The organism is Paraburkholderia bryophila, from assembly GCF_013409255.1.
GTDB lineage: Bacteria > Pseudomonadota > Gammaproteobacteria > Burkholderiales > Burkholderiaceae > Paraburkholderia.
The window spans coordinates 44,576-64,369 of the sequence record NZ_JACCAS010000001.1; the positions used below are offsets into that span (position 1 = coordinate 44,576).

Consider the following 19,794-nt stretch of genomic DNA (forward strand, 5'->3'; position numbering starts at 1 on the left):
GCGAGCCGAACTTAACGACCCGTAACCGAGCCCGTGCAAACGCTCGTGTTGCCGATGTCGAGGTTCCAGCCCGCCGCGTTGCTCAGGAAATCGTTCGAGATTGCCGTCTGATAGCCGGACGGAACCGTATCGAAGCCGTTGCCACGAACCACTGCCGCGAACGTGGTGTTCGTGAAGTGATCGTTCAGGAAGTCGTGCACGGCCGTCTTGACTGCCGGATCGGCATAGCACTGGCTCAGAATGATCTGGCTCGTGCCCGACACCGGATAGCCCGAAGCCGGGTTGGCGAGCAGCGTGTAAGCGGCGTTGCCGGCGATCGGTACCCAGTTTGCCGCGTTGGATGCGGCGAGCTTGTTGGCGGGCGGCGTTACCGTACCCAGCGCCGTCGTCGCGTTGGCCGACGTCGGTGCGTAGTACGTGCTGTTCTTCGAGTTGTAGAGGCTGGCGACCTGAAGCTGCGACGAAGCCGACGAGCTCGACGGTGCGAGGAACGTGTTCGTGTAGTCCGGGCTCAGGTAAGCGACTGCAGCCGGCGAACCCGACGAGCTCTGGATGGCCAGCAACGCGGTCTTCACGCCGCCGCTACCCGTTGCGGAAACGAAGTTTGCCGGCACGCCGCTCGGGAAAGCGGACGTGTTGGCGAACGTCAGCGAGTCGACGAACGTCACACCGGTTGCCGTGTTGGCGGTCGTGCAGACGGCGGCCAGGTGGCGCGTCAGCAGTTCGCTCGTGCCGCTGCTGTCAGCACGGTAGACGACCTTGATCGGGCTGCTGGCGGTGCTGTATGCCGCGCCGGTTTCGGGATTGATAACCGCATTCCAGTCCGCGATCTTGCCCGAGAAAATACCGCACAGGTCGTTGTCGTTCAGCGCGATGCTGTGTGCCTGGCCCGGCGTCGTTTGCGGCGTCGCGGTGCTCGTCACAGCGGGTGCGTTGATCAGCGGAATCGTGATCGGCGTGACGATGTACGGAATCTGGATCAGCGGGCCGCTAGCCGTGCCGACGGTGCTGCTCTTGTAGCTCGTGATCTGCGCGGTGCTCAGTGCTGCGTCGCTGTTGGCGAAGTCGACGGTGCCCGTCACGCCCGTGCCGAGGAACGTCGGCTGATTGCCGAGGAATGCGTTCTGACCGGCGCCCGAGCCGACCGAGTAATACGTGAACGAACCTTCAGTGGTGCCGAACAGACCGATTTCGGTGTTGGCCACGCCAATTGCACCGATCGTCGGTGCCACGAGCGACGAACCGCCGCCTTGAACAACGGGAACCGCCATTGCAGCCGATGCACCCACGCCCGACAGGACGAGAGCCAGAATTTGACAGATCTTGCGCTTGCTGGATTTCATGAGATTTCCTTGCACGAAGAAAAAGAGAGGGGCTGCCGATACGGCCGGACTATGTCGTTGACCGCGCAGCTACTTTAGGATGAACGTCGTGCTTATCTCGTGAATTTTTAATAACGAATGGTACGGAACATTTCGGCCATCCTTGATGGAAACCAATACTTGTATGAAGCGAGGACGTATAGGCACTTTATGGGCGAAAAATCTAAAAACACCCACACCGCCGCAATAACAGAAACGCAAAAAATGTTAGCCCACCATTCGTCATAATTCTGATCCCGTTCGCTGCTTAGTCTTTGCCGGACCATCGCTTGAAGATCGCTTGATGAAGTGCTGCGCGTAACCGGAGGAAAGTGTCATGTCGGCATTTCGCTATGAGGCCATCAACCTGGCGGGCAAGACGTTGAAGGGCGTGCTCGAAGCGGACAGCGCGCGCGCCGGGCGCACCCAGTTGCGCGGTCTGGGACTCACGCCGCTGGTCGTCGAGCTGGCCACGTCGCGGCTGCAAGGCGAGCGCAGCCGGCGGCTCGGCGCGGGGCGCAAGCTGTCGCAGCGCGAGCAGGCCATCCTCACGCGGCAACTGGCGAGTCTGTTGATCGCGGGGCTGCCGCTCAACGAAACGCTCTCGGTACTCAGCGAACAGGCCGAACGCGATTACATCCGCGAACTGATGGCGTCGATTCGCGGCGAAGTCATCGGCGGGCATTCGTTTGCGAATGCACTGGAGCAGCATCCGCGTGATTTTCCGGACATCTATCGCGCGCTGGTCGCGGCGGGTGAACATACCGGCAAGCTCGGCATCGTGCTGTCGCGTCTCGCGGACTACATCGAGCAAAGCAATGCGCTCAAGCAGAAGATCCTGCTCGCGTTTACCTATCCGGCCGTCGTCACGTTCATCGCGTTCGGCATCGTTACGTTCCTGCTGAGCTACGTGGTGCCGCAAGTGGCAAACGTGTTCACCAGCACGAAGCAGGCGCTGCCGTTTCTGACGGTGGCGATGCTAGCGTTGTCGGACTATGTGCGGCATTGGTGGTGGGCAACGCTTATCGCGGTCGGCGTGCTCGTGTGGATCGTACGCGGTGTGCTCGCGCGGCCAGGGCCGCGTTTGTCGTTCGACCGGTGGCTGCTCACCGCGCCGCTCGCAGGACGGATCGTGCGCGGCTACAACACGGTGCGTTTCGCCAGCACGCTGGGCATTCTCACGGCAGCCGGCGTGCCGATTCTGCGAGCGTTGCAGGCGGCAGGCGAAACACTCAGCAATCGCGCGATGCTTGCCAATATCCAGGATGCGATCGTGCGCGTGCGCGAAGGCACGTCGCTGTCGCGCGCGCTCGGCAATACGAAGACGTTTCCGCCGGTGCTGGTGCATCTGATCCGCTCAGGCGAAGCGACCGGCGACGTGACCACGATGCTCGACCGCGCGTCCGACGGCGAGTCGCGCGAACTCGAAAGGCGCACGATGTTTCTGACCAGCCTGCTCGAACCGCTGCTGATTCTGGCAATGGGCGGTGTCGTGCTGGTGATCGTGCTGGCGGTGATGATGCCGATCATCGAGTTGAACAACATGGTGCAGTGAGCGATGCGAATGCGGAACGAAGCTGAGCACGCCGAGCGACCTCTCGCCAAGCGCCTCACGCGCCCGAATCGTCACGCGCAGCGCGGCTTCACGCTGCTCGAAATGATGGTGGTGCTGTTGATCGTCGGCCTGCTTGTCGCGGTCGTCGCGCTGGCGCCTTCGCGTAACCGCCGCACCGATCTCGCCGAAGAGGCGCAGCGCCTCGCGAGCCTGCTCGAATCCGCCGGCGACGAAGCGCAGGTCCGCTCGTCGCCGATGGCGTGGCAACCCATCGCCGGCGGCTACAAGTTCTATCGGCGTACCGAAGACGGCGCGTGGAAGCCCGTCGCGGACGACCTGTTCAGCCCGCATCGCTGGTCGACCGAGGTGACCGGCGTGACGGTCCGCTACACCGGCAGCAACGAGCCGGTATCGCGCGTCGTGTTCGGCGACGAAAGCATCGGCGTACCGGTGACGATCACGCTGTCTTCGGAGGGCGTGCGATTACTCGTAGTCGGCACGGGCATCGGCAACTTCGTCGTGCGACGCCCCTGAACTCGCCGGGTCCGGATCCGGACCCGCACGCATAGAACGTCGATCCAAACCGCACCCTTATGCGGATTCACCTAAGTGTCACAGTGATTCCCTACGATGCGATGTTCGCTTGCTTCGGGGCGGCTCTGGGCCGCTGCGCCGAAATCCTGTGCAAAACATTTCCGGCATTGATAGATGACACGTTCACGGGCGCCGACCGGTGTCCTGGCGTTGACTGCATGTCTGCTGTTGCTGGCGTTCGTCATGCGTTGCGCCAAGGCCCAGGACGCGGGAGAGGCCAGCCGTCCGACCGGCCGCGCGGCGCGTTTCGAGCTGCCCGCCCAGCCGCTCGCGCAGGCCTTGCAGGCGTTCGCACGGACCACCGAGCTGATCGTGCTGGCGCCCGCGCCGCTGCTCGACGGTCGTGCGAGCGCGCCGGTCCAGGGCGATTACTTACCGCGCGAAGCACTTGAGAGGGTGCTCGCGGGAACCGGATTGAAGGCCGAGTTCACCGGCACGGACGAGGCGATCATCGTCGCGCAGCCCGCTGCGCCCGAAGCGTCGCCCGTCGTGGCGGAGGCGCCGGCGAACCCGGCGTTGCCGGTCGACGGACTCGGTGACGACGCCGACGCGCAAGCGTACGCCGCGCAGTTGCAGGCGCGGATGACCCAGGTCTTGTGCGCGCTGCCAGCGGCCATGCCGGGCGGCTACCGGCTGGCGGCACAGTTGCGTATCGACGATAAGGGGGCAGTGGTGGCGGTGAATATGGTCGCTTCAAGTGGTCAGGCTTCGCGTGACGCGGCCGTCGTGCGCGCGCTGCGCTCGCTGAGGCTCGATTCGCCGCCGCCGGGCAGCTTGCCCGAGCCCGTCACGATTCTGCTGCGGCCCACCGGCAACGGTGTGCATCTGCATTGCCCGACGACAACAACAGACGGTCGGAACTAGGCGCTTATGCCAGACACGAGCCGCACCCAACTCAAACAGATCCTGGCCACGCGCTACGCGTACCTCGTCAGGCGGCTGGAGCGCATCACAGGATCGAAAGAAGGGGCGACCGACGCATTGCACGAAACCTGGCTGCGTCTGGACAAGGCAAATGTGTCCACCCAGGTCGCCAATGCCGACGCGTATATTCTCGGCATGGCGAGCAACGTCGCGATCGACCAGCATCGCCACGAGCGCCGTCATGCGCATGACGACGACGTCGACGTGCTGCTCGGCGTGCCCGACGAGCTGGCCGATCCCGAGCGGATCCTGACGGCGCGCCGCAAGATCGATAGCCTGAAAGACGTGCTGCGCGGTCTGACGCCCCGGCGCCGGGCCATCCTGCTGGCCGCGCGGGTGGATGGCCAGTTGAATCGCGAAATCGCCGAGCGTTTCGGGATTTCCCTGAGGCTGGTAGAGAGTGAATTGAGTGCGGCCATGAAGTATTGTCTCCAGCGTATGCAGGAAGCCGGCGACCCGTACACGGATTCACGCAGCAGTGGGCCACGTAAATTTTGAACATCCCGACGATGAGGAAAGCTGATGCCGTTACCGCGGACCACGCCCAGGAAGAAGCCCAGGCGTGGCTCGTGCGCTTGCGCTCGGGCAGCATGAGCCGCGCCGAAACGGAGTCCTTCCAGCGCTGGAGCGCCGAGCATCCGCAGACCGCGGCGCTGCTGCGCGATACGTGGAACCTGCTGCGTACGGCAGCCGCCGAGCTGGCCGACGAAAGCCCGGCCGCCGCCAACGATGAATGGCTAGCCGAAGCGCGCCGCGATAAAACGGTGCGCACGGGGCGTCGCGCGTTCGTCGGTTTTGCGGTGGCGGCGGGCGCGTCGTGGCTCGCGCTGCGTCCGCCGCTGGAACTGTGGCCGTCGCTCACCGACCTCGCCGCCGACTATCGCACCGGCACCGGTGAACAACGTAGCGTGGTGCTGTCGGATCGTGTCGTGGTCGAGATGAATACGCAGACGCGGCTCGACGTGCTGCCGGTCCAGGCCGCCGCGCGAGGGATCGATCTGCTGGCGGGCGAGGCGGAGATCGACGCGAAGGCGTCGACAGCGCTGGGCGACGCGTTGTTGCGGCAGGTGACCGTCGTTGCCGGGAAAGGGCGCATGCAGGCCGTCACGGCGCGGTTCAATGTGCGTCGCGGTGGCGGGTCGGTTTGCGTGACCTGTCTGTCGGGTTCGCTCGCGCTCGACCATCCCAGCGCGCGGCTCACGTTGCGCGCCAACGACCAGGTGATCTACGACGACCGCAAGGTCGAGCCGGTTGCGCGTGTCGATCCGAGCGGCTTCGTGGCGTGGCGACGTGGTGTGCTGGTGTTTAACGGCGTGCCGCTGGCCGAGGTCGTCGACGAAATCAATCGCTACCGCCCGGGAAAAATTATTCTCAGAAATCCGGCGTTGGGGCAGAACCGCATGCAGGCGCAATTTCCGATCACGCGGCTCGACGATGTGATCGATCTGCTTGGGCGCTTGTACGGCGCGCGCATCACGCGCTTGCCGGGGAATCTGGTTTTGCTGAGCTGAACCGCGCCGTAAAAGCGGGCCATCGCGCCCGCTTCATGCGCTCCCAATCTATTCATTACTCATAGCCTGCGTCTCCACGCCACGCGGGCGTGTGCGCGCTCGTGCGCGCGGCCAACCTTCGCCGACGCTTAAAAAGAAAATCTGCGGGTTAGCGCGGCTCGCTTCGACCTAGTTTAAGAAGGCCGCATTTTTCGGCATCGAGTCGCGGCGCTCACGACGCGGCCGCATCGCCGTCGGCGCTCGCGCTCGCACGAGCGGCATCCCAACTGGCATCGAGGGGATCGGCAACGTGGCGATAAGGCTCAAGCAGAAACGGACAACGCTCGACGAACGAGGCGGATTTTTGCAAGGCCACGATATGGTTGACCATCCATTGCAGCAGATCGCTACCCTGTCGAATCTGCTCGGCGCGCCACGCCGGCATCGTGGCGAACAGCGCGGCAAAACGATCCCAACGGGAGTCGCGGTCGCTCGTTGCAGGGCGGATATAGGTGTTCAGGCAGATGTCGTTGCTGTCGTTCAAGGCGCCGACGAACAGACCCGCTGCCGTCGGCACGCCGACCTGCTGCCAGTTGCCGGCCAGCGCGAGCGGACGTATCACGCGGGCCAGCACGAACGCGGCGCTGGTTTCCGCTTCGATCTCCGCGAGCGACACCACGCCGTTGCGCTGCATGCAGCGTGCGACCGCATGCGGGCGGATCGTGCTCGACGCAAAACTACGCAACACCAGGTCCGGCACGCTCAATTGCAACTGGAATTCTCGCAGGCCGTGTTCGGCGCTCATGGTCGAGAAGTTGACGAACAGGCCCTCGGTTGCGCCGAGTGCACCGACGTAGGGTTCGAGTCCGAGCCGCGCGAGTTTCGGCGCGATCTGGCGCTCCAGCAGCCGGAGCAGATTGCGTCGGTTGCGGATGCCGGTGAAGTTGTCGAGGCTGGTCGTGACGATGCTGCTGATCTCCCAGCGGCGTTCTTCGGCGAACAGGCGCGGGGACCGGTTCAGATCGTATTTGGCTCGGCCATGCGCTACGCGCGGGTCGACAAACATGGCGGGTCCTTGTGGATGCCGTCCGGGGAACTGACGCGACGCTGCGCCAGCCTGCCCCTTTCTCGTCACATTCGATGGTCCAACGTCGGAAAAAGTTCGTCAAGCGCTTCGACAGGAGCGGCACCGATAGCGTGTGAGCAACGAAGGCCGTGAGGCTCTTCCCGCACGCGACGCAAACCTGAACGCTGGACGCGGTCTGTCAAAACGATAACGAGGTGGCCTTTGATACGCACAGTCATGGAACGCTTTGTCGAGCATAGCCCGATGGCGGTGATGGCGCGGCTGGTAATGCAATGGGCGCTGCACGGGGAGTCGCTGGACGATCCGCTCGGCAACGACGAGCCAGACAACGATGGCGAACCGCTGCGCGAATTGCTGCTTTCCATGACCGTACAGGCGATGACGCAGATCGCCGCGCGCAAGCACCGCACGCGCGAAACGGTCCCCGAAGCGCTCGAAGAAAGCGGCGCGCGGTTGACCGCGTTGCATGACCGGATGAGCCGCGTGCGCGCGCAATGGGGCCGTTCTCTGGTGCGCGACAGCGCGGGACTATTGCTGCCGGTCGCGCATCGGCGCACGGAGAAACGGTCGCAATCGCTCGGCGATTTGCGGGTGTGCGTGCTGGATGGTGTTTCGATGTCGGCCGGAATGCGCTGTATGCCGGGACCGGCAGGCTGCGTCCACGTGATCGCTCCGGCCGATACTCAGCCGGGCGCTGTGGACGGCCCTTACGTGCTGCCGGTCTATGACCCGGAGCTTGCGCTGATCGTCGATCTGTTGCCCTACGAACGCGGCTTTGTCCACGAGCGGGCGTTTGCCGCGCAACTGGTGGAGTCGGTTCGGCCGGGTGAGCTGTGGATTCTCGACGGGCATTTCAATCCGGCCGCCATCCTGTCCGGCTGGCCCTGCGACGGCAGTCTGTTCGTCGTGCAGGAACACGGCTGTACGCCCGCGTATCGCGCACTCGGCGAGTCGCGCGAAGAGGGCTGCCTCGACGGCGCGCCGGTCTGCGAGCAGCCTATCGGCGTGCCTACGGAGTGCGGCGCGTCGCCGGTGTTCCGGCGTATCGAATGGCATCGGATCGACGCGCAAGGCGGTACGACGCAACGCGTCGTGATCCTGACGAACGTACCCGCGACGACACTCGACGCGCCGCAAATCGTCCAGCTTGCCACCCGTGCGTGGCGCGACACACTGCCGTTGCCGCTCGACGCCGTCTGCGACGGCGCCGCGTTCGGCGCTATCGCGTCGCGGGCGGCGCCGCTTGCGTCGGGCATCGTCGCATTGGCGTTCAACGTGTTCAGCGCGATGATCGGCGTCGTGAAAAATGCGCTCGATCTCGACGAGCGCGATAGCGAGCGTTTGCCGCAGCACATGGCGAGCGGTATAGAGGCTGCGTACGGCGGCATGATGATCGCGCTGCCGCCCGACAACTGGCGGCGCTACGACAGGCTCCCGGATGCGGCGCTGCGCGATATCGCCCGGCATCTTGCGGTGCATGTCGACCCGCGCAGCATGCGCAGAAAGCGGCGCGATCACAAGGTGTCGGCGAAATCGCAGGCACGTTTGCTCGCGACGACGCTCGAGTATCTGTTGCGCGAAGACGCGGAGCTGGCGGCGGCGGGATTTTCCAGACTGCGCACCATCGCGATGGCGACCCGCGACTTCAGCAGCAATCCGTCGCGCGCGCTACGTCATGCCAGCGACGCTCTCGTGATGGTGACGAAATACAACCGGCCGGTCGCGTTGCTGGTGTCCATCGACGACTGGAACCGGTTGATCGGCCAGGTGCGCGAAACCAATTTCGACCGGCTGTCGATCGACTATGCGTCGTTGGTACCGATGAGCGGCGAGACGGTCGTCAGCGATCTGCATTGAATTGAAACCGGCTAGCCGGCTAGCAAGATCAGCCCTGGTTAGCCGGTGATCCGATGCACCCAGATCACCGACGTCCAACTGAAATTGCCAACCCCATAGCGCGCCACCAGCGTATCGATACGACTATTGATCCGGGCGGAATGAATCCGGCAATGAACGATGAAATACCCGCTGTTGACGCCGACCATCGCGCCATCGGGCAAGGTTGCGCTGCTTTGGGTCGGGGCCAGCACCTCGGCGATATCGCCGGTACTGACGAAGTACGCCGTGTTGCGTCGTTCGACGAGCCGGTGCGCGAGCACGCGCGTTAGCGTCGGGATCGCGGCGACCAGCACCGGCTCCGACGCGGTGTTCGCATTGACCGTGGTCAGGTCGGGCAGGATCGTGACGTATGGCGCGAGCGCTGCGCTCGTACTCTCGTCGTAACCGGCCGCGCGCGACAGATCTGACACCGTCACGAGTTGCAAGGGCCAGCCGTCCGGACCGTTGGTTTCGCGCAGCGATTTCAGCAGGTAGGCGGAGGTTTGCTTCGCGAGCGCCGGATCGAGCGACAGTTCACCGAGCAGGCGGCGATAGGCGAGCAAGCCTTCGGCATTGGTTTGCCAGGGCTGGCCGGGCGCGGCGCGCGACACGAGGTTCATCAGGTTGAAGCGGGCTTGCGCGTCTTCCACGCTACCCGAGATCGAAGCACGCGATAGCTCGCCATTGAGGGCGGCGGCGCTTGACCCCGGCGCGAGGAAACTGACCAGTTGTACCTCGCTCACCGGCGCGGACCACGGCTGGCCCACGTAAGCCACATTCGATATCACGGCTTGTGCGCGCAACGTGGCGCGCGCCCATTCGACGGCGGCGCGCTCGGCCCACATCGTTTCGACCGCGAGGCGCTGGTTCTCCACGTCGCGCAGGGCGACCTGCTGACGCCACAACACGCTGGCCGCGAGCGTGGCCGCCAGCGCGACGACGAGCAGCACCATCACGATGGCAATACCGTGTTGCCGCGAGGCGTTCGCGTGGCTGGCTGGTTTTCGAAGGCGCATAGAGTCGGTCCCGCGCGGAGCGTGAAGAGGGTTCAAGCGAGGGTTCAGGCCAGGAAGGCCAGCCACACGTGCAGGATGCTCGCATGCAGAGATGACGATATGCCGAACGCGGCGACGAGACCGGTCATCCACAGCGCGAGCGCGCCGGGGTGCGAGCCTGGCGTGGCGATGGCGAGCGGCGCGACGAGGTCGTCGATGGCATGCGTGCCCCACAGTAGAAGCAGCACGAGCACGCAGCTCAACGCCATGCTGCGTTGAAAATAATAGAGCGCCGCCGCGCGATGACTGCGGAATGGCGCGCGGTAGTGCTGCTGATTGGTCAGCACGATGGTGATCCCGCCGGCCAGCGGCACGATCGCCATCAGCCCATTCCAGAAGAACGGCTGGTCGCTGTGCGGATTGATTATCTGCAGCGCGCCGATCGCCCAGAAGGGCGGCGCGAGCAGCGTCAGCGAAACCCACGACAGCGTTTGCCACGCGAGCCACGGCATACGCCAGCGCAAGCGCCGCGAGCCTGTGGTGTCGCTCGCGGCTTGCGGATCGCCCGGCGGACTGCGCTCCGCCGTCTCGCCGCGCGTGCCGGTCAGCCTGGCGACGAGCCGTCGCAGAAGCATGGTGGTGATCAACATGGATCTCCTCGCTGATGTCGTCCCTGTATTTGATAGGACGTTGCGACGCGGTCTATCCCGCACGTTGCGTTGTGTTTCTCGGGGCGTCGAGGATTCCTTCACACGAATGTTCTGCAGATGTCACAAAAAATTACGCATCCGCGAGGGACGATGGGCCGTGTTCAAACATTAATATGCACGCCGCATTTTTCTGCTGAACACCGGTTGAACTCCGCTTGAACACACTTGCAAGAAAAATAGTTTGCGGGATTGGCCGGCCGTTTCCGTCTAGGAGTAAGGAACGCTCGAATGGATCTGGACGCCGGTGTCGACAGGTCACATGAAGCGATAAATCCGTACGAGGCGCGATGCTTGCGCGCATATCGCGACGGGTCTTTATAAAAAGCAGCGCGAGAGCTTGGGATAAATAACGTGGAACGCCTCGGGGAACATCAGTCGGAAGGTGAGCCGGATCCGGCGAGCGATCAATCGCCGCCCGTCGTGGCGACGGACGCCGACTCGCCTTTCATCAATTTGCGCGACACGGGGCGCTTTCTCGATGTGCTCGCGTCGCTGCAGTGTTCTCTCGCGATCAGCCGCCGGCCGTCGGGCGTGGCGTTGCTCGGCGTTGAAAACGGCACGCCTACGCTGTCCGCCTGTCTGCTGCCGCGCTCGATGGGCATGACGGTGAGTGGCAACCGCCTCGCCGTGGCGACGATGCACGAGTTGATGGTGTTCGCCAATCTGCCGTCACTCGCGGCGCTTTATCCGGCTCGTCCCAATTACTACGACGCGATCTTCGTGCCGCGCATGACGTACTACACGGGCGATCTCGATCTGCACGACATGGTGTTCGACAAGCAGATCGTGCTCGCGGTCAATACGCGCTACTCGTGCATTAGCGTGATCGACGGTTATTTCAATTTCACGCCGATCTGGCAGCCGCCTTTCGTCAAGGAGTTCGGCCCGGACGATCGCTGCCATCTGAACGGTATGGCCTATCACGACGGCAAGGTGCGCTATGCGACAGCGCTCGGCCAGACCAGCACGCCGTTCGGTTGGCGCGCAGGTATGGCGAGCGACGGCATCGTCATGGAAGTGCCGTCGGGGCGGATCGTCGCGTCGGGACTGTCCATGCCGCACTCGCCGCGGTTGATCGACGGTCGCCTTTATGTACTCGAAGGCGGCCGGGGGCAAGTGCTTGAAATCGATGTGCACAGCGGCGCGCGACGCGTCGTGGCGACCTTGCCCGGCTTCGTGCACGGTCTGGCCGAATACCGCGGCGTGATGTTCGTGGGTCTGTCGAAACTGCGCGATAAGCGCGGGCCGCAGGGCTTGCCGATCGAGAGCGGCGCGGATGCACTGGTGGCCGGCGTGGCGGCACTCGATAGCCGCAGCGGCGAAGTATTGGGGATCATGGAGTTCTTCAACGGCGTGGACGAGGTTTTCGATGTCCAGGTGCTGCCCAATATTCTGCGCGCCGAAATTCTGAGTCCGCGGGAGTGGGCGGAAACGCCGTCCATCGCGACGATGAAGGGCGGCTTCTGGCAGACGCGGCCGCGCGAGGAAGACGAATCGCAGGCCGGTGAAGGCTAAATCGCAAAAATTTTCAAATATGCGCTGCGGGTTAGGCGGGCTCGTTTCGTCTTGATGATAGGGACGCGCGATAAAGACCGGCTTTGTCGGTTAGCGCGCTGAGGTTTGATTTGCGGCAGTTAAGAGACATCGCGACGGAGACCAGCAGTACAAGCCATACGATTAGGATGGCCAACTAAAAGTAACATTTCTGAAATGAAACTGTGCTAGCGGACCCGATGAAGCAGGGCCCGCCGATGCGGCAACGATCCGAATGAAAAAAGGGGAATGGCGCATGCCGCCAAGAGTTGACGGGATTGGGATATCACCCGAGGGTTCGAGCGGGGAGTCCAACGGGGAATGGGCTCAACGCAGACGCGCCACGCGGCGGCGCTGCGTGTCTGGTGCGATGGGCGCGATGAGCGTGGCATTCGTCGGTGGCCTGGGGCTAGCGGGCGGCGTGCATGCGCAGAACGCGACGGCGGCAACGTCGGCGTCGGCATCGGCCGCGCCGCAAACATTCGATCTGAACGAATTTATCGTGCGTGGCAATACGACCTTGCCGAGCCTTGAAATCGAAAAAGCGGTCTATCCGTTCGAAGGACCCGGCAAGACCCTGGCGGACGTCAATGCGGCGCGCGATGCGTTGCAGAAGATCTATCAGGATCGCGGCTATCAATCGGTGGTCGTCGAGTTGCCGCAGCAGCAGGTCAAGAACGGCGTGATCGTGTTGCAGGTCGTGGAAGCGAAAGTGGGTCGGCTGCGCGTGGAAGGCGCGCAGTACACCTCGCCGCAGAATATTCGCGACGCGGTGCCGGCGCTCGCGGAAGGCAGCGTGCCCGACTTCGGCGTCGCGCAGCAGCAGCTCACCGATCTGAACCGCTCGGCAGACCGCCAGGTGATTCCGGTGCTGAAACCCGGCGCCATGCCGCAAACCGTGGACGTCGATCTGAAAGTGGACGATCACAGCCCGCTGCACGGCACGCTCGACCTGAACAACGACAACAGCCCGGGCACCTCGCTGTTGCGCACCAGCGCCACGCTGAGCTATTCGAATCTATGGCAACTGGGCCACGTGGTCTCGGGCACCTACGTGATCGCGCCGCAGCATCCGGACGACGCGCGCGTGTACTCGTTCTCGTATCTGGCGCCGCTGAAGGATTCGCACTGGAGCCTGCTGGCCACGGTGGTTCATTCCGACAGCAACGTGGCGTCGATCGGCGGCACCAACGTGCTCGGCAAGGGAACGACCTACGGCTTCACGGCGATCTATGCGTTGCCGGCGTCGGACACTTACGCGCAGTCGGTGAGTATCGAGATCGATCGCAAGCATTACGACGAGAACGTCAGCCTGGGCGGACAGATGTCCATGTCGCCGCTGACCTACGTGCCGGTCACGCTGTCGTACACCGGCCAGCTCAGCCTGAAGAACTCGCAGACGGCGTTTTCCGCGTCGCTGACCACGAATATCCGCGGTATCGGCAGCGACGCCGGTGCGTGGGACAACAAGCGCTACAACGCAACGCCCGACTTTCTCTACGCCAAATTCGACGTCAATCACACGCAGCATTTTGCCAACGACATGCAGGCCAACGCGCACGTGACCGCGCAACTGGCGAACTCGCCGCTGGTGTCGAGCGAGCAGTTCGCGGCCGGCGGCATGAACAGCGTGCGCGGCTACATGCAGGCGGAAGACACGGCGGACAGCGGCGTGATCGGCTCACTCGAATTGCGCAGCCCTTCGCTGACGAAATACCTCGGCGGCGCGGCCGGCAGTCGCATCAACGAATGGCGTTTTCATGCGTTCGTCGACGCGGCGCACCTGTGGCTGCTCAGTCCGCTGCCGGAACAGACCGCGAGCTTCAACCTGCTCAGCGTCGGCGTGGGGACACGGGTGCAACTGTTCAAGTACGCGAGCGCGGATTTCGAAGCGGGCTGGCCGCTGAAAGCCGGCATCTACACGAAGCAGTACAGCCCGCGCTTTGATTTCTATGTGCGCCTCGGTTTCTGAAGGATCTTTTCTGTTCGTGCCTTGCCGCGTTGCCGGTACGGTTCATTTGGGGAGTGGATTGTGAAGCGAGCCTTGTTTCTCCTGTTACTGACGCTGCTGGGCGTGATGCCCGGCGTCGCCAACGCGTGGTGGCAAAACGACTGGTCGTACCGCAAGGCGATCACGATCGACGCCGGTCCGAAAGGGGCCAACCTGGCGGAGTCGGTCGGTCGCGTGCCGTTGCTGATCCGGCTGCACTCGGGCAATTTCCAGTTCGACGGACTGGCCGATAACGGTGCCGACATCCGCTTCGTCGCGGCCGACGACAAGACGCCGTTGAACTTCGAAATCGAACAGTACGACGCAGTGCTCGGTGTCGCGCTCATCTGGGTCGATATTACGAAGATGCCGGCCGGTTCAGCCGAATCGATCTGGATGTACTACGGCAACAAGAAGGCGCCCGACGGCAGCAAGCCGTCGCAGACTTTCGATCCGGATTACACGCTGGTGTATCACTTCGACAGCCCGTCCGGCTCGCCGTCGAAAGACGCGACCGCATACGCAAACAATGCGCAGAACGCACCGCTGCGTACAGTTGAAGACGGGATCGTCGGCAAGGGCGCGCAGTTCGACGGCAGCACCGCGTTGAACCTGCCGGCCACGCCGTCGCTGAATGTGAGCGCGGGCGGCAGCTTCACGTTCAGCGTGTGGGTCAAGCCCTCGGCGCTGGCGGCCAACACGCTGCTGTATAGCCGCCGCGACGGCGCGAACGCCTTGCTGATCGGCCTCGACAACGGCGTGCCGTTTGCCGAGATCGACGGCGCCGCCGCGCCGGTTCGCACGCCCGCCGCGACGGCGTTGACGGCCAATCAGTGGGCCCATCTCGCCGTCACCGCCGACGGCAAGAACCTCACCGTGTACGTGAACGGCAAGCAGGCCGCGCAGATCGCCGCGGCATTGCCCGCGCTGACCAGCGCGGCCGCAGTGGCCGGCGACGTGACGGGCGCGCCCGCCGGCTTCAGCGGCTTCAAGGGTTCGCTCGACGAATTGCGCCTGTCGAAGATCGCCCGCTCGCCGGATCTGATCGCGCTCGACGCGCTGGCGCAAGGCTCGGAATCGAAGCTGATCAACTACGGCGCGGATGAAAAGCAGTCGGGCTTCGGCTTCGGCTACTTCGGCGTGATCGTCCAGTCGGTGACGGTCGATGCGTGGGTGGTGATCGGCATTCTGCTGGCCATGGCGGTCGTCTCGTGGGTGGTGATGTGGAACAAGGGGCGCTACGTCGGCCTCGTCGATCGTGCCAACAACTACTTCGTCGAACGCTTTCGCGAAGTGGCGGGCCGTCACCTGGTCGGCCTCGCGCACGTGAAGGAAACCAGCGAGGAGGGCCAACGTCTGCGCCAGTCGTCGCTGTACCGCTTGTACCGCGCGGGCGTCGCCGAAATTCATAGCCGCGTCGACGACAACGGCCGCACGGTGATCACCAGCGAGTCGATCGAAGCGATCCGCGCGTCGATGGACGCCACGCTCGTGCGCGAAAACCAGCGCCTGTCGAAGTCGATGGTGCTGCTGACCATCGCCATTTCGGGCGGTCCGTTTCTCGGTCTGCTCGGCACGGTGGTCGGCGTGATGATCACCTTCGCCGCGATCGCGGCCGCCGGCGACGTCAACGTCAACGCGATCGCGCCGGGTATCGCCGCCGCGCTGCTGGCCACCGTCACGGGTCTGTTCGTCGCGATTCCGGCGCTGTTTGGCTACAACTACCTGCTGATCCGCAACAAGAACGTGACCGCGAACATGCAGGTGTTCGTCGACGAATTCGTCACGCGGCTGGCCGAAGCGCATCGCAGTCCGGACCACGCGCTGCTGGCCGACTGAACGCACACGGGAGATCACCATGCAGGTTCAGGACGACGACAAGCCGTACGACGACATCAACATCACGCCGATGCTCGATCTGGCGTACGTGCTGTTGATCATCTTCATCATCATGACGACCGCTTCGGTGCAGGGCATCAAGGTGGATCTGCCCAAGGCGAGTTCGTCGGCGAGTCTCGCCAAGCCGAAGACCAAGGCGATCACCGTGTCCGATTCGGGACAGATTTTTCTGGATGCGTACCCCGTGTCGATGGACGAACTGGAGAGCCGGCTGCGCACCGAGAAGGCGAGCAATCCGGATGTGCCGATCGTCCTCAAAGGCGATTCGGCCGTGGCGTATCAGCGGGTCATGGATGTACTCGATCTGCTCCGGCGCCTCGATCTGTCGCAGGTCGGTCTGGTGACCGGCAAAGCGAAGCAGGGCGGCTAGGGCGACGCGATGGAAATGACCTATAACGGCGGCCCTTCCGGCAAGGGTCCGGGCCGCTTTATCAAGCCGGTCTCGATCGTGCTGGCGCTGGTGGCGCTCGGTGCGCTGATCTGGCATTTCGCCGGCGATACGACGGGCGTGAAACGCATCAGCGCGCCGCAGGTGACGACGGTCATTCCGTTGCCGCCGCCTCCACCGCCGCCGCAGAAACCGCCGCCGGAGAAAGTGAAGGAAGAGCTCAAGACGCCGGTGGATAAGCCGACGGTCGCGCCTAAACCGTCGGAAGCGCCCAAGCCGTCGGACAACCAGCCCAAGCAGATGACCATGAACGCGCCGGCTCAGGCGGGCACCGACAGTTTCAACATCGGTGCGGGCGACGGCTCGGGGAACGTGGGCAGCGGCGGCAACGTGGGGCGCTTCGGTAACGCGAGCTACGCGCAGTACATGGTCTACACGCTGCAGCGCGCGGTCGAGCAGGACAAGGGCGTGCAGGAGGTCGGCGGCGTGCGCTTCACCGGCAGCCTGAATCTGTGGATGGAGCCGTCGGGACGCATCACGAAGGTGACGATCGCGCAGACCACCGGCGATCCGAAGATCGACGCCGCCGTCGTCGCGGCGGTCGAGGCGCTCGGCAAGGTCGACGAGCCACCGCCGCCCGCCACGGCGTATCCGGTGCTGGTGAAGCTGCAGGGGCGCAAGCCGGGATAACGGGCGCGTGGCAGGGCTGCAAGCGGTCTACAAGCGGCACGGGCAAACGCAAAGACAAAGATCACACACACGCACGCAACCACGCGGCGGCAGACAAGCAAACACGTGGCAGGTCCGCACACGGACGATGCCGGCAAAAGAACAGCGGTTACGCGGAGAGCATTGATGATTCGGAAAATGAAGCTACGGGGTCGCGGCTACGGCGGCGGAGGATCGACGACGACCGGCGCGCGCCTGAGCGTGGCGCTGGTCACGCTGGGCCTGTCGTGCGCGACGGGCGCGCACGCGCAGTCGCTCGAAACGCAGGCCGCGACGGGCGCAGCGGCGCCGACCGAGAGCACGGTGATCAACCTGATCAACCTGCTCGTCAAGCGCGGCGTGCTGACGCAGCAGAACGCCAACGACCTGATTCGCGAAGCACGCGCGGAAACGGCGCAGGCCAAGGCGGCATCCGGGCGCCCGGTGGCGGCGGGCGCGGCAGGCTTCGCAGGGGCCGCGGTCGTCAATGCGCCGACGCAACCGGGCGACGTCGCGGTGCCGTACGTGCCGCAGGTCGTGCGCGATCAGATTCGCGATCAGGTGAAGCAGGAAGTGGTCGCGCAAGCGAAGGCGGAGAACTGGGCGCAACCCAACACGTTCCCCGACTGGGTGTCGCGCATCAAGCTGGACGGCGATCTGCGCGTGCGTGACGAATTCCACTTCTATGGCAGCCGCAACGCCAACAACGTGACGAACTTCGCGGCGATCAATCAGGGCGGCGGCTTCGATATCAACGGCAACACCAACACCACGCAATTGCCGACGCAGAACACCACGCAGAACCGCAACAACCTCGAACGCTATCGCGCGCGTCTCGGCGTGACCGCGCTGCTGTCGGACGAATTCAGCGCCGGCATCCAGCTCGCGAGCGGCAACGACAACGGTCCCGTGTCGACCACCGCCACCGCGGGCGGCGGCTTCGCGAAGAAGAATATCTGGCTGAACAAGGCGTTTTTCCGCTATCAGCCGAACTCGTGGCTGAACGTCGTGGCGGGTCGCTTCGACAATCCGTTCTTCACGTCGGACCTGCTGTTCTCCAATGACCTCGAAATGGACGGTCTGGCCGCGAGCTTTCGTCACGCATTGCCGATCAATCCGGACGTGACGCTGTTCGGCACCTTCGGCGTGTTCCCGATTCAGTACACGTCGGAGAACTTCCCGTCGAACAGCACCAGCAAAGTGGGCAGCGACACCAAGTGGATGTTCGGCGCGCAGGTCGGCGCGGAATGGAAGATCAACCAGCAGAACCGCTTGAAGGGCGCGCTGGCCTACTACGACTACCAGAACATGCGCGGCACGCTGTCGTCGCCTTGCGCGCTGTACCTCGGCGCGACGAACTGCAGCACCGACAACGAAGCGCCCGCGTTCCTGCAGGGCGGCAACACGCTGGTGGCGTTGCGCAACATCGTGCAGAACCCGAATCTCGCGCCGGGCATGACGCCCGAGCCGCAACTCTTCGGGCTCGCGTACAACTACCGGCTGCTCGACATCAAGGCGCAATGGGACACGGTCTTGGCCGATCGCGTCAAGGTGAGACTGGACGGCGAGTTCGTCCGCAATCTGGCCTACAACACCAACAAGGCGTTCGGCGCGGCGTCGTTGCCGGTCAACAACTACGAGGCGACCACGGTCAACGCGAGCCAGTCCGACTATCGCAGCGGCCCGAACGGCTACCTCGCGAAAGTGACGTTCGGTGAGCCGGAGCCGAGCACCAAAGGTCAGTGGAATTTCTCGGTCGCCTACAAGTATCTGCAGCCGGACGCCACGCTCGACGCATTCAACGATCCGGACTTCCATCTGGGCGGCACCAATGCGCGCGGCTACATTCTCGGCGCGTCGTATGCGGTGGCGCGCGATACCTGGCTGTCGGCACGCTATCTCAGCGCGAAGGAAGTCTACGGGCCGCCGGTCTCGATCGACGTGCTGCAGATCGAGCTCAACGCGCGCTTCTGACGGGAGTCGGGATGAAAACAGTTCGTTATGGCCTGATTGCCGCGGCGCTTGCCGGCGCTTTCATGTTCGTCGGTGCGAGTGCCAACGCGCAGAGCATCGAAGACAAGTTGCGCACGCAATTACGTTCCACGGTGCAAACGCTGCGGCAGCTTCAGGACAATCAGGCGCAGCTTCAGGCCGACAAAACCGCCGCCGAGCAGCAACGCGATGCGGCGCAGGCGCAGTTGAAGGACGCGCAGGCGCAGCTCGCGGCCGCGAGCGGGAAGTCGAGCGGCGAGGCGGCGGCCGAGCGGGCGTTGTCGGTGGAGAAGAGCAGTCATGCGCAGGACGCCCAGCAGCTCGCGAAGTACAAGTCGTCTTATGAGGAACTGCTGACGGTCTCGCGAGCGCGCGACGCGCAACGCGCGCAATTGCAGAACGACGCGAAGCTGCGCGATACGCGCTTGCAGATGTGTCAGGCAAAGAACGCGGATCTGTATCGCGTGGGGCATGAAATTCTGGACGCTTATGAGCATGTCGGTTTCGGCTCGTTCTTCGCGTCGCGTCAGCCGTTCGCACAAGGCTCGCGCGTGAAATACGACGAGATCGAGCAGCGTTACGGCGACGCGCTTTACAGCGCTCAATACGATCCGGCGGCGCGGTCGGTAGCGGCATCTGCATCTCAGGATGCGGCTTCCGGGCCTGCCGCCGCGCCGTGACACAGGCAGC

The 19,794-nt window shown here is 64.0% G+C and carries 17 protein-coding genes; 13 read left to right on the plus strand and 4 right to left on the minus strand.

Annotated elements, in window-relative coordinates; all coding sequences use genetic code 11:
* Positions 1 to 11 precede the first annotated feature (11 nt).
* Positions 12 to 1,343 carry a substrate-binding domain-containing protein gene (locus GGD40_RS00140; RefSeq protein WP_179742417.1) on the minus strand — a complete coding sequence of 444 codons (1,332 nt, stop codon included), beginning with the start codon at positions 1,341 to 1,343 and terminating at the stop codon, positions 12 to 14.
* Positions 1,344 to 1,698: 355 nt separating this feature from the next.
* On the opposite strand from GGD40_RS00140, the gene gspF reads away from it, so the two are divergent.
* From gspF to GGD40_RS00165, 5 genes are all read left to right on the plus strand, one after another.
* Entirely contained in the window at positions 1,699 to 2,916 is a 1,218-nt protein-coding gene (gene gspF, locus GGD40_RS00145) for a type II secretion system inner membrane protein GspF (protein ID WP_179703964.1), read from the plus strand.
* 9 nt (positions 2,917 to 2,925) lie between these two features.
* Complete coding sequence (gene gspH, locus GGD40_RS00150; RefSeq protein WP_257030295.1) at positions 2,926 to 3,450, plus strand: type II secretion system minor pseudopilin GspH; 525 nt, start codon at positions 2,926 to 2,928, stop codon at positions 3,448 to 3,450.
* A gap of 174 nt (positions 3,451 to 3,624) precedes the next feature.
* Entirely contained in the window at positions 3,625 to 4,374 is a 750-nt protein-coding gene (locus tag GGD40_RS00155) for a TonB C-terminal domain-containing protein (RefSeq protein ID WP_179742419.1), read from the plus strand.
* Positions 4,375 to 4,380: 6 nt separating this feature from the next.
* Positions 4,381 to 4,932 (plus strand): RNA polymerase sigma factor, encoded by a 552-nt coding sequence (locus GGD40_RS00160; RefSeq protein WP_179703967.1) that lies wholly within the window; start codon positions 4,381 to 4,383, stop codon positions 4,930 to 4,932.
* A gap of 11 nt (positions 4,933 to 4,943) precedes the next feature.
* Positions 4,944 to 5,945 (plus strand): FecR family protein, encoded by a 1,002-nt coding sequence (locus tag GGD40_RS00165; RefSeq protein ID WP_179742420.1) that lies wholly within the window; start codon positions 4,944 to 4,946, stop codon positions 5,943 to 5,945.
* 211 nt (positions 5,946 to 6,156) lie between these two features.
* On the opposite strand, the gene GGD40_RS00170 is transcribed toward GGD40_RS00165, so the two are convergent.
* Positions 6,157 to 6,990, minus strand: a complete 834-nt coding sequence (locus tag GGD40_RS00170) for a hypothetical protein (RefSeq protein WP_179742421.1) — start codon at positions 6,988 to 6,990, stop codon at positions 6,157 to 6,159.
* A gap of 222 nt (positions 6,991 to 7,212) precedes the next feature.
* Between GGD40_RS00170 and GGD40_RS00175 the strand changes: the two genes are divergently transcribed.
* Entirely contained in the window at positions 7,213 to 8,868 is a 1,656-nt protein-coding gene (locus tag GGD40_RS00175) for a type II toxin-antitoxin system Phd/YefM family antitoxin (RefSeq protein WP_179742422.1), read from the plus strand.
* Between the two features lie 38 nt (positions 8,869 to 8,906).
* Here GGD40_RS00175 and gspK read toward each other — a convergent pair whose 3' ends face one another.
* Together gspK and GGD40_RS00185 are read right to left on the minus strand one after the other, a co-directional pair.
* Positions 8,907 to 9,905 (minus strand): type II secretion system minor pseudopilin GspK, encoded by a 999-nt coding sequence (gene gspK / locus GGD40_RS00180; RefSeq protein WP_179742423.1) that lies wholly within the window; start codon positions 9,903 to 9,905, stop codon positions 8,907 to 8,909.
* Positions 9,906 to 9,949: 44 nt separating this feature from the next.
* The gene (locus tag GGD40_RS00185; RefSeq protein WP_179742424.1) at positions 9,950 to 10,534 is read right to left on the minus strand and encodes a hypothetical protein; all 585 of its coding nucleotides are present in this window, start codon (positions 10,532 to 10,534) and stop codon (positions 9,950 to 9,952) included.
* A gap of 411 nt (positions 10,535 to 10,945) precedes the next feature.
* Between GGD40_RS00185 and GGD40_RS00190 the strand changes: the two genes are divergently transcribed.
* From GGD40_RS00190 to GGD40_RS00220, 7 genes are all read left to right on the plus strand, one after another.
* Complete coding sequence (locus GGD40_RS00190; RefSeq protein WP_179742425.1) at positions 10,946 to 12,109, plus strand: TIGR03032 family protein; 1,164 nt, start codon at positions 10,946 to 10,948, stop codon at positions 12,107 to 12,109.
* A gap of 388 nt (positions 12,110 to 12,497) precedes the next feature.
* Positions 12,498 to 14,099 carry a ShlB/FhaC/HecB family hemolysin secretion/activation protein gene (locus tag GGD40_RS00195; RefSeq protein ID WP_179744815.1) on the plus strand — a complete coding sequence of 534 codons (1,602 nt, stop codon included), beginning with the start codon at positions 12,498 to 12,500 and terminating at the stop codon, positions 14,097 to 14,099.
* A gap of 105 nt (positions 14,100 to 14,204) precedes the next feature.
* A complete protein-coding gene (locus tag GGD40_RS00200) occupies positions 14,205 to 15,956 on the plus strand; it encodes a DUF2341 domain-containing protein (RefSeq protein WP_218900955.1) in 1,752 nt (583 codons plus the stop codon).
* A 19-nt stretch (positions 15,957 to 15,975) separates the two neighbouring features.
* Positions 15,976 to 16,386: an ExbD/TolR family protein gene (locus tag GGD40_RS00205; RefSeq protein WP_105510640.1), complete on the plus strand. Its 411-nt coding sequence runs from the start codon at positions 15,976 to 15,978 to the stop codon at positions 16,384 to 16,386.
* Between the two features lie 9 nt (positions 16,387 to 16,395).
* Positions 16,396 to 17,094, plus strand: a complete 699-nt coding sequence (locus GGD40_RS00210; RefSeq protein ID WP_179742427.1) for a TonB C-terminal domain-containing protein — start codon at positions 16,396 to 16,398, stop codon at positions 17,092 to 17,094.
* Between the two features lie 165 nt (positions 17,095 to 17,259).
* Entirely contained in the window at positions 17,260 to 19,086 is a 1,827-nt protein-coding gene (locus GGD40_RS00215) for a putative porin (RefSeq protein WP_179742428.1), read from the plus strand.
* 11 nt (positions 19,087 to 19,097) lie between these two features.
* On the plus strand, positions 19,098 to 19,784 hold the full coding sequence (locus GGD40_RS00220; protein ID WP_179703977.1) for a hypothetical protein: 687 nt from the start codon (positions 19,098 to 19,100) through the stop codon (positions 19,782 to 19,784).
* Positions 19,785 to 19,794 lie beyond the last annotated feature (10 nt).

What these genes read in the sequence shown, in the direction of transcription:
- GGD40_RS00140 (WP_179742417.1), bottom strand. Translation starts at nt 1,343, where the DNA reads ATGAAATCCAGCAAGCGCAAGATCTGTCAAATTCTGGCTCTCGTCCTG.
- gspF (WP_179703964.1), top strand. Translation starts at nt 1,699, where the DNA reads ATGTCGGCATTTCGCTATGAGGCCATCAACCTGGCGGGCAAGACGTTG.
- gspH (WP_257030295.1), top strand. Translation starts at nt 2,926, where the DNA reads ATGCGGAACGAAGCTGAGCACGCCGAGCGACCTCTCGCCAAGCGCCTC.
- GGD40_RS00155 (WP_179742419.1), top strand. Translation starts at nt 3,625, where the DNA reads ATGACACGTTCACGGGCGCCGACCGGTGTCCTGGCGTTGACTGCATGT.
- GGD40_RS00160 (WP_179703967.1), top strand. Translation starts at nt 4,381, where the DNA reads ATGCCAGACACGAGCCGCACCCAACTCAAACAGATCCTGGCCACGCGC.
- GGD40_RS00165 (WP_179742420.1), top strand. Translation starts at nt 4,944, where the DNA reads ATGAGGAAAGCTGATGCCGTTACCGCGGACCACGCCCAGGAAGAAGCC.
- GGD40_RS00170 (WP_179742421.1), bottom strand. Translation starts at nt 6,990, where the DNA reads ATGTTTGTCGACCCGCGCGTAGCGCATGGCCGAGCCAAATACGATCTG.
- gspK (WP_179742423.1), bottom strand. Translation starts at nt 9,905, where the DNA reads ATGCGCCTTCGAAAACCAGCCAGCCACGCGAACGCCTCGCGGCAACAC.
- GGD40_RS00185 (WP_179742424.1), bottom strand. Translation starts at nt 10,534, where the DNA reads ATGTTGATCACCACCATGCTTCTGCGACGGCTCGTCGCCAGGCTGACC.
- GGD40_RS00195 (WP_179744815.1), top strand. Translation starts at nt 12,498, where the DNA reads ATGGGCGCGATGAGCGTGGCATTCGTCGGTGGCCTGGGGCTAGCGGGC.
- GGD40_RS00200 (WP_218900955.1), top strand. Translation starts at nt 14,205, where the DNA reads ATGCCCGGCGTCGCCAACGCGTGGTGGCAAAACGACTGGTCGTACCGC.
- GGD40_RS00205 (WP_105510640.1), top strand. Translation starts at nt 15,976, where the DNA reads ATGCAGGTTCAGGACGACGACAAGCCGTACGACGACATCAACATCACG.
- GGD40_RS00210 (WP_179742427.1), top strand. Translation starts at nt 16,396, where the DNA reads ATGGAAATGACCTATAACGGCGGCCCTTCCGGCAAGGGTCCGGGCCGC.
- GGD40_RS00215 (WP_179742428.1), top strand. Translation starts at nt 17,260, where the DNA reads ATGATTCGGAAAATGAAGCTACGGGGTCGCGGCTACGGCGGCGGAGGA.
- GGD40_RS00220 (WP_179703977.1), top strand. Translation starts at nt 19,098, where the DNA reads ATGAAAACAGTTCGTTATGGCCTGATTGCCGCGGCGCTTGCCGGCGCT.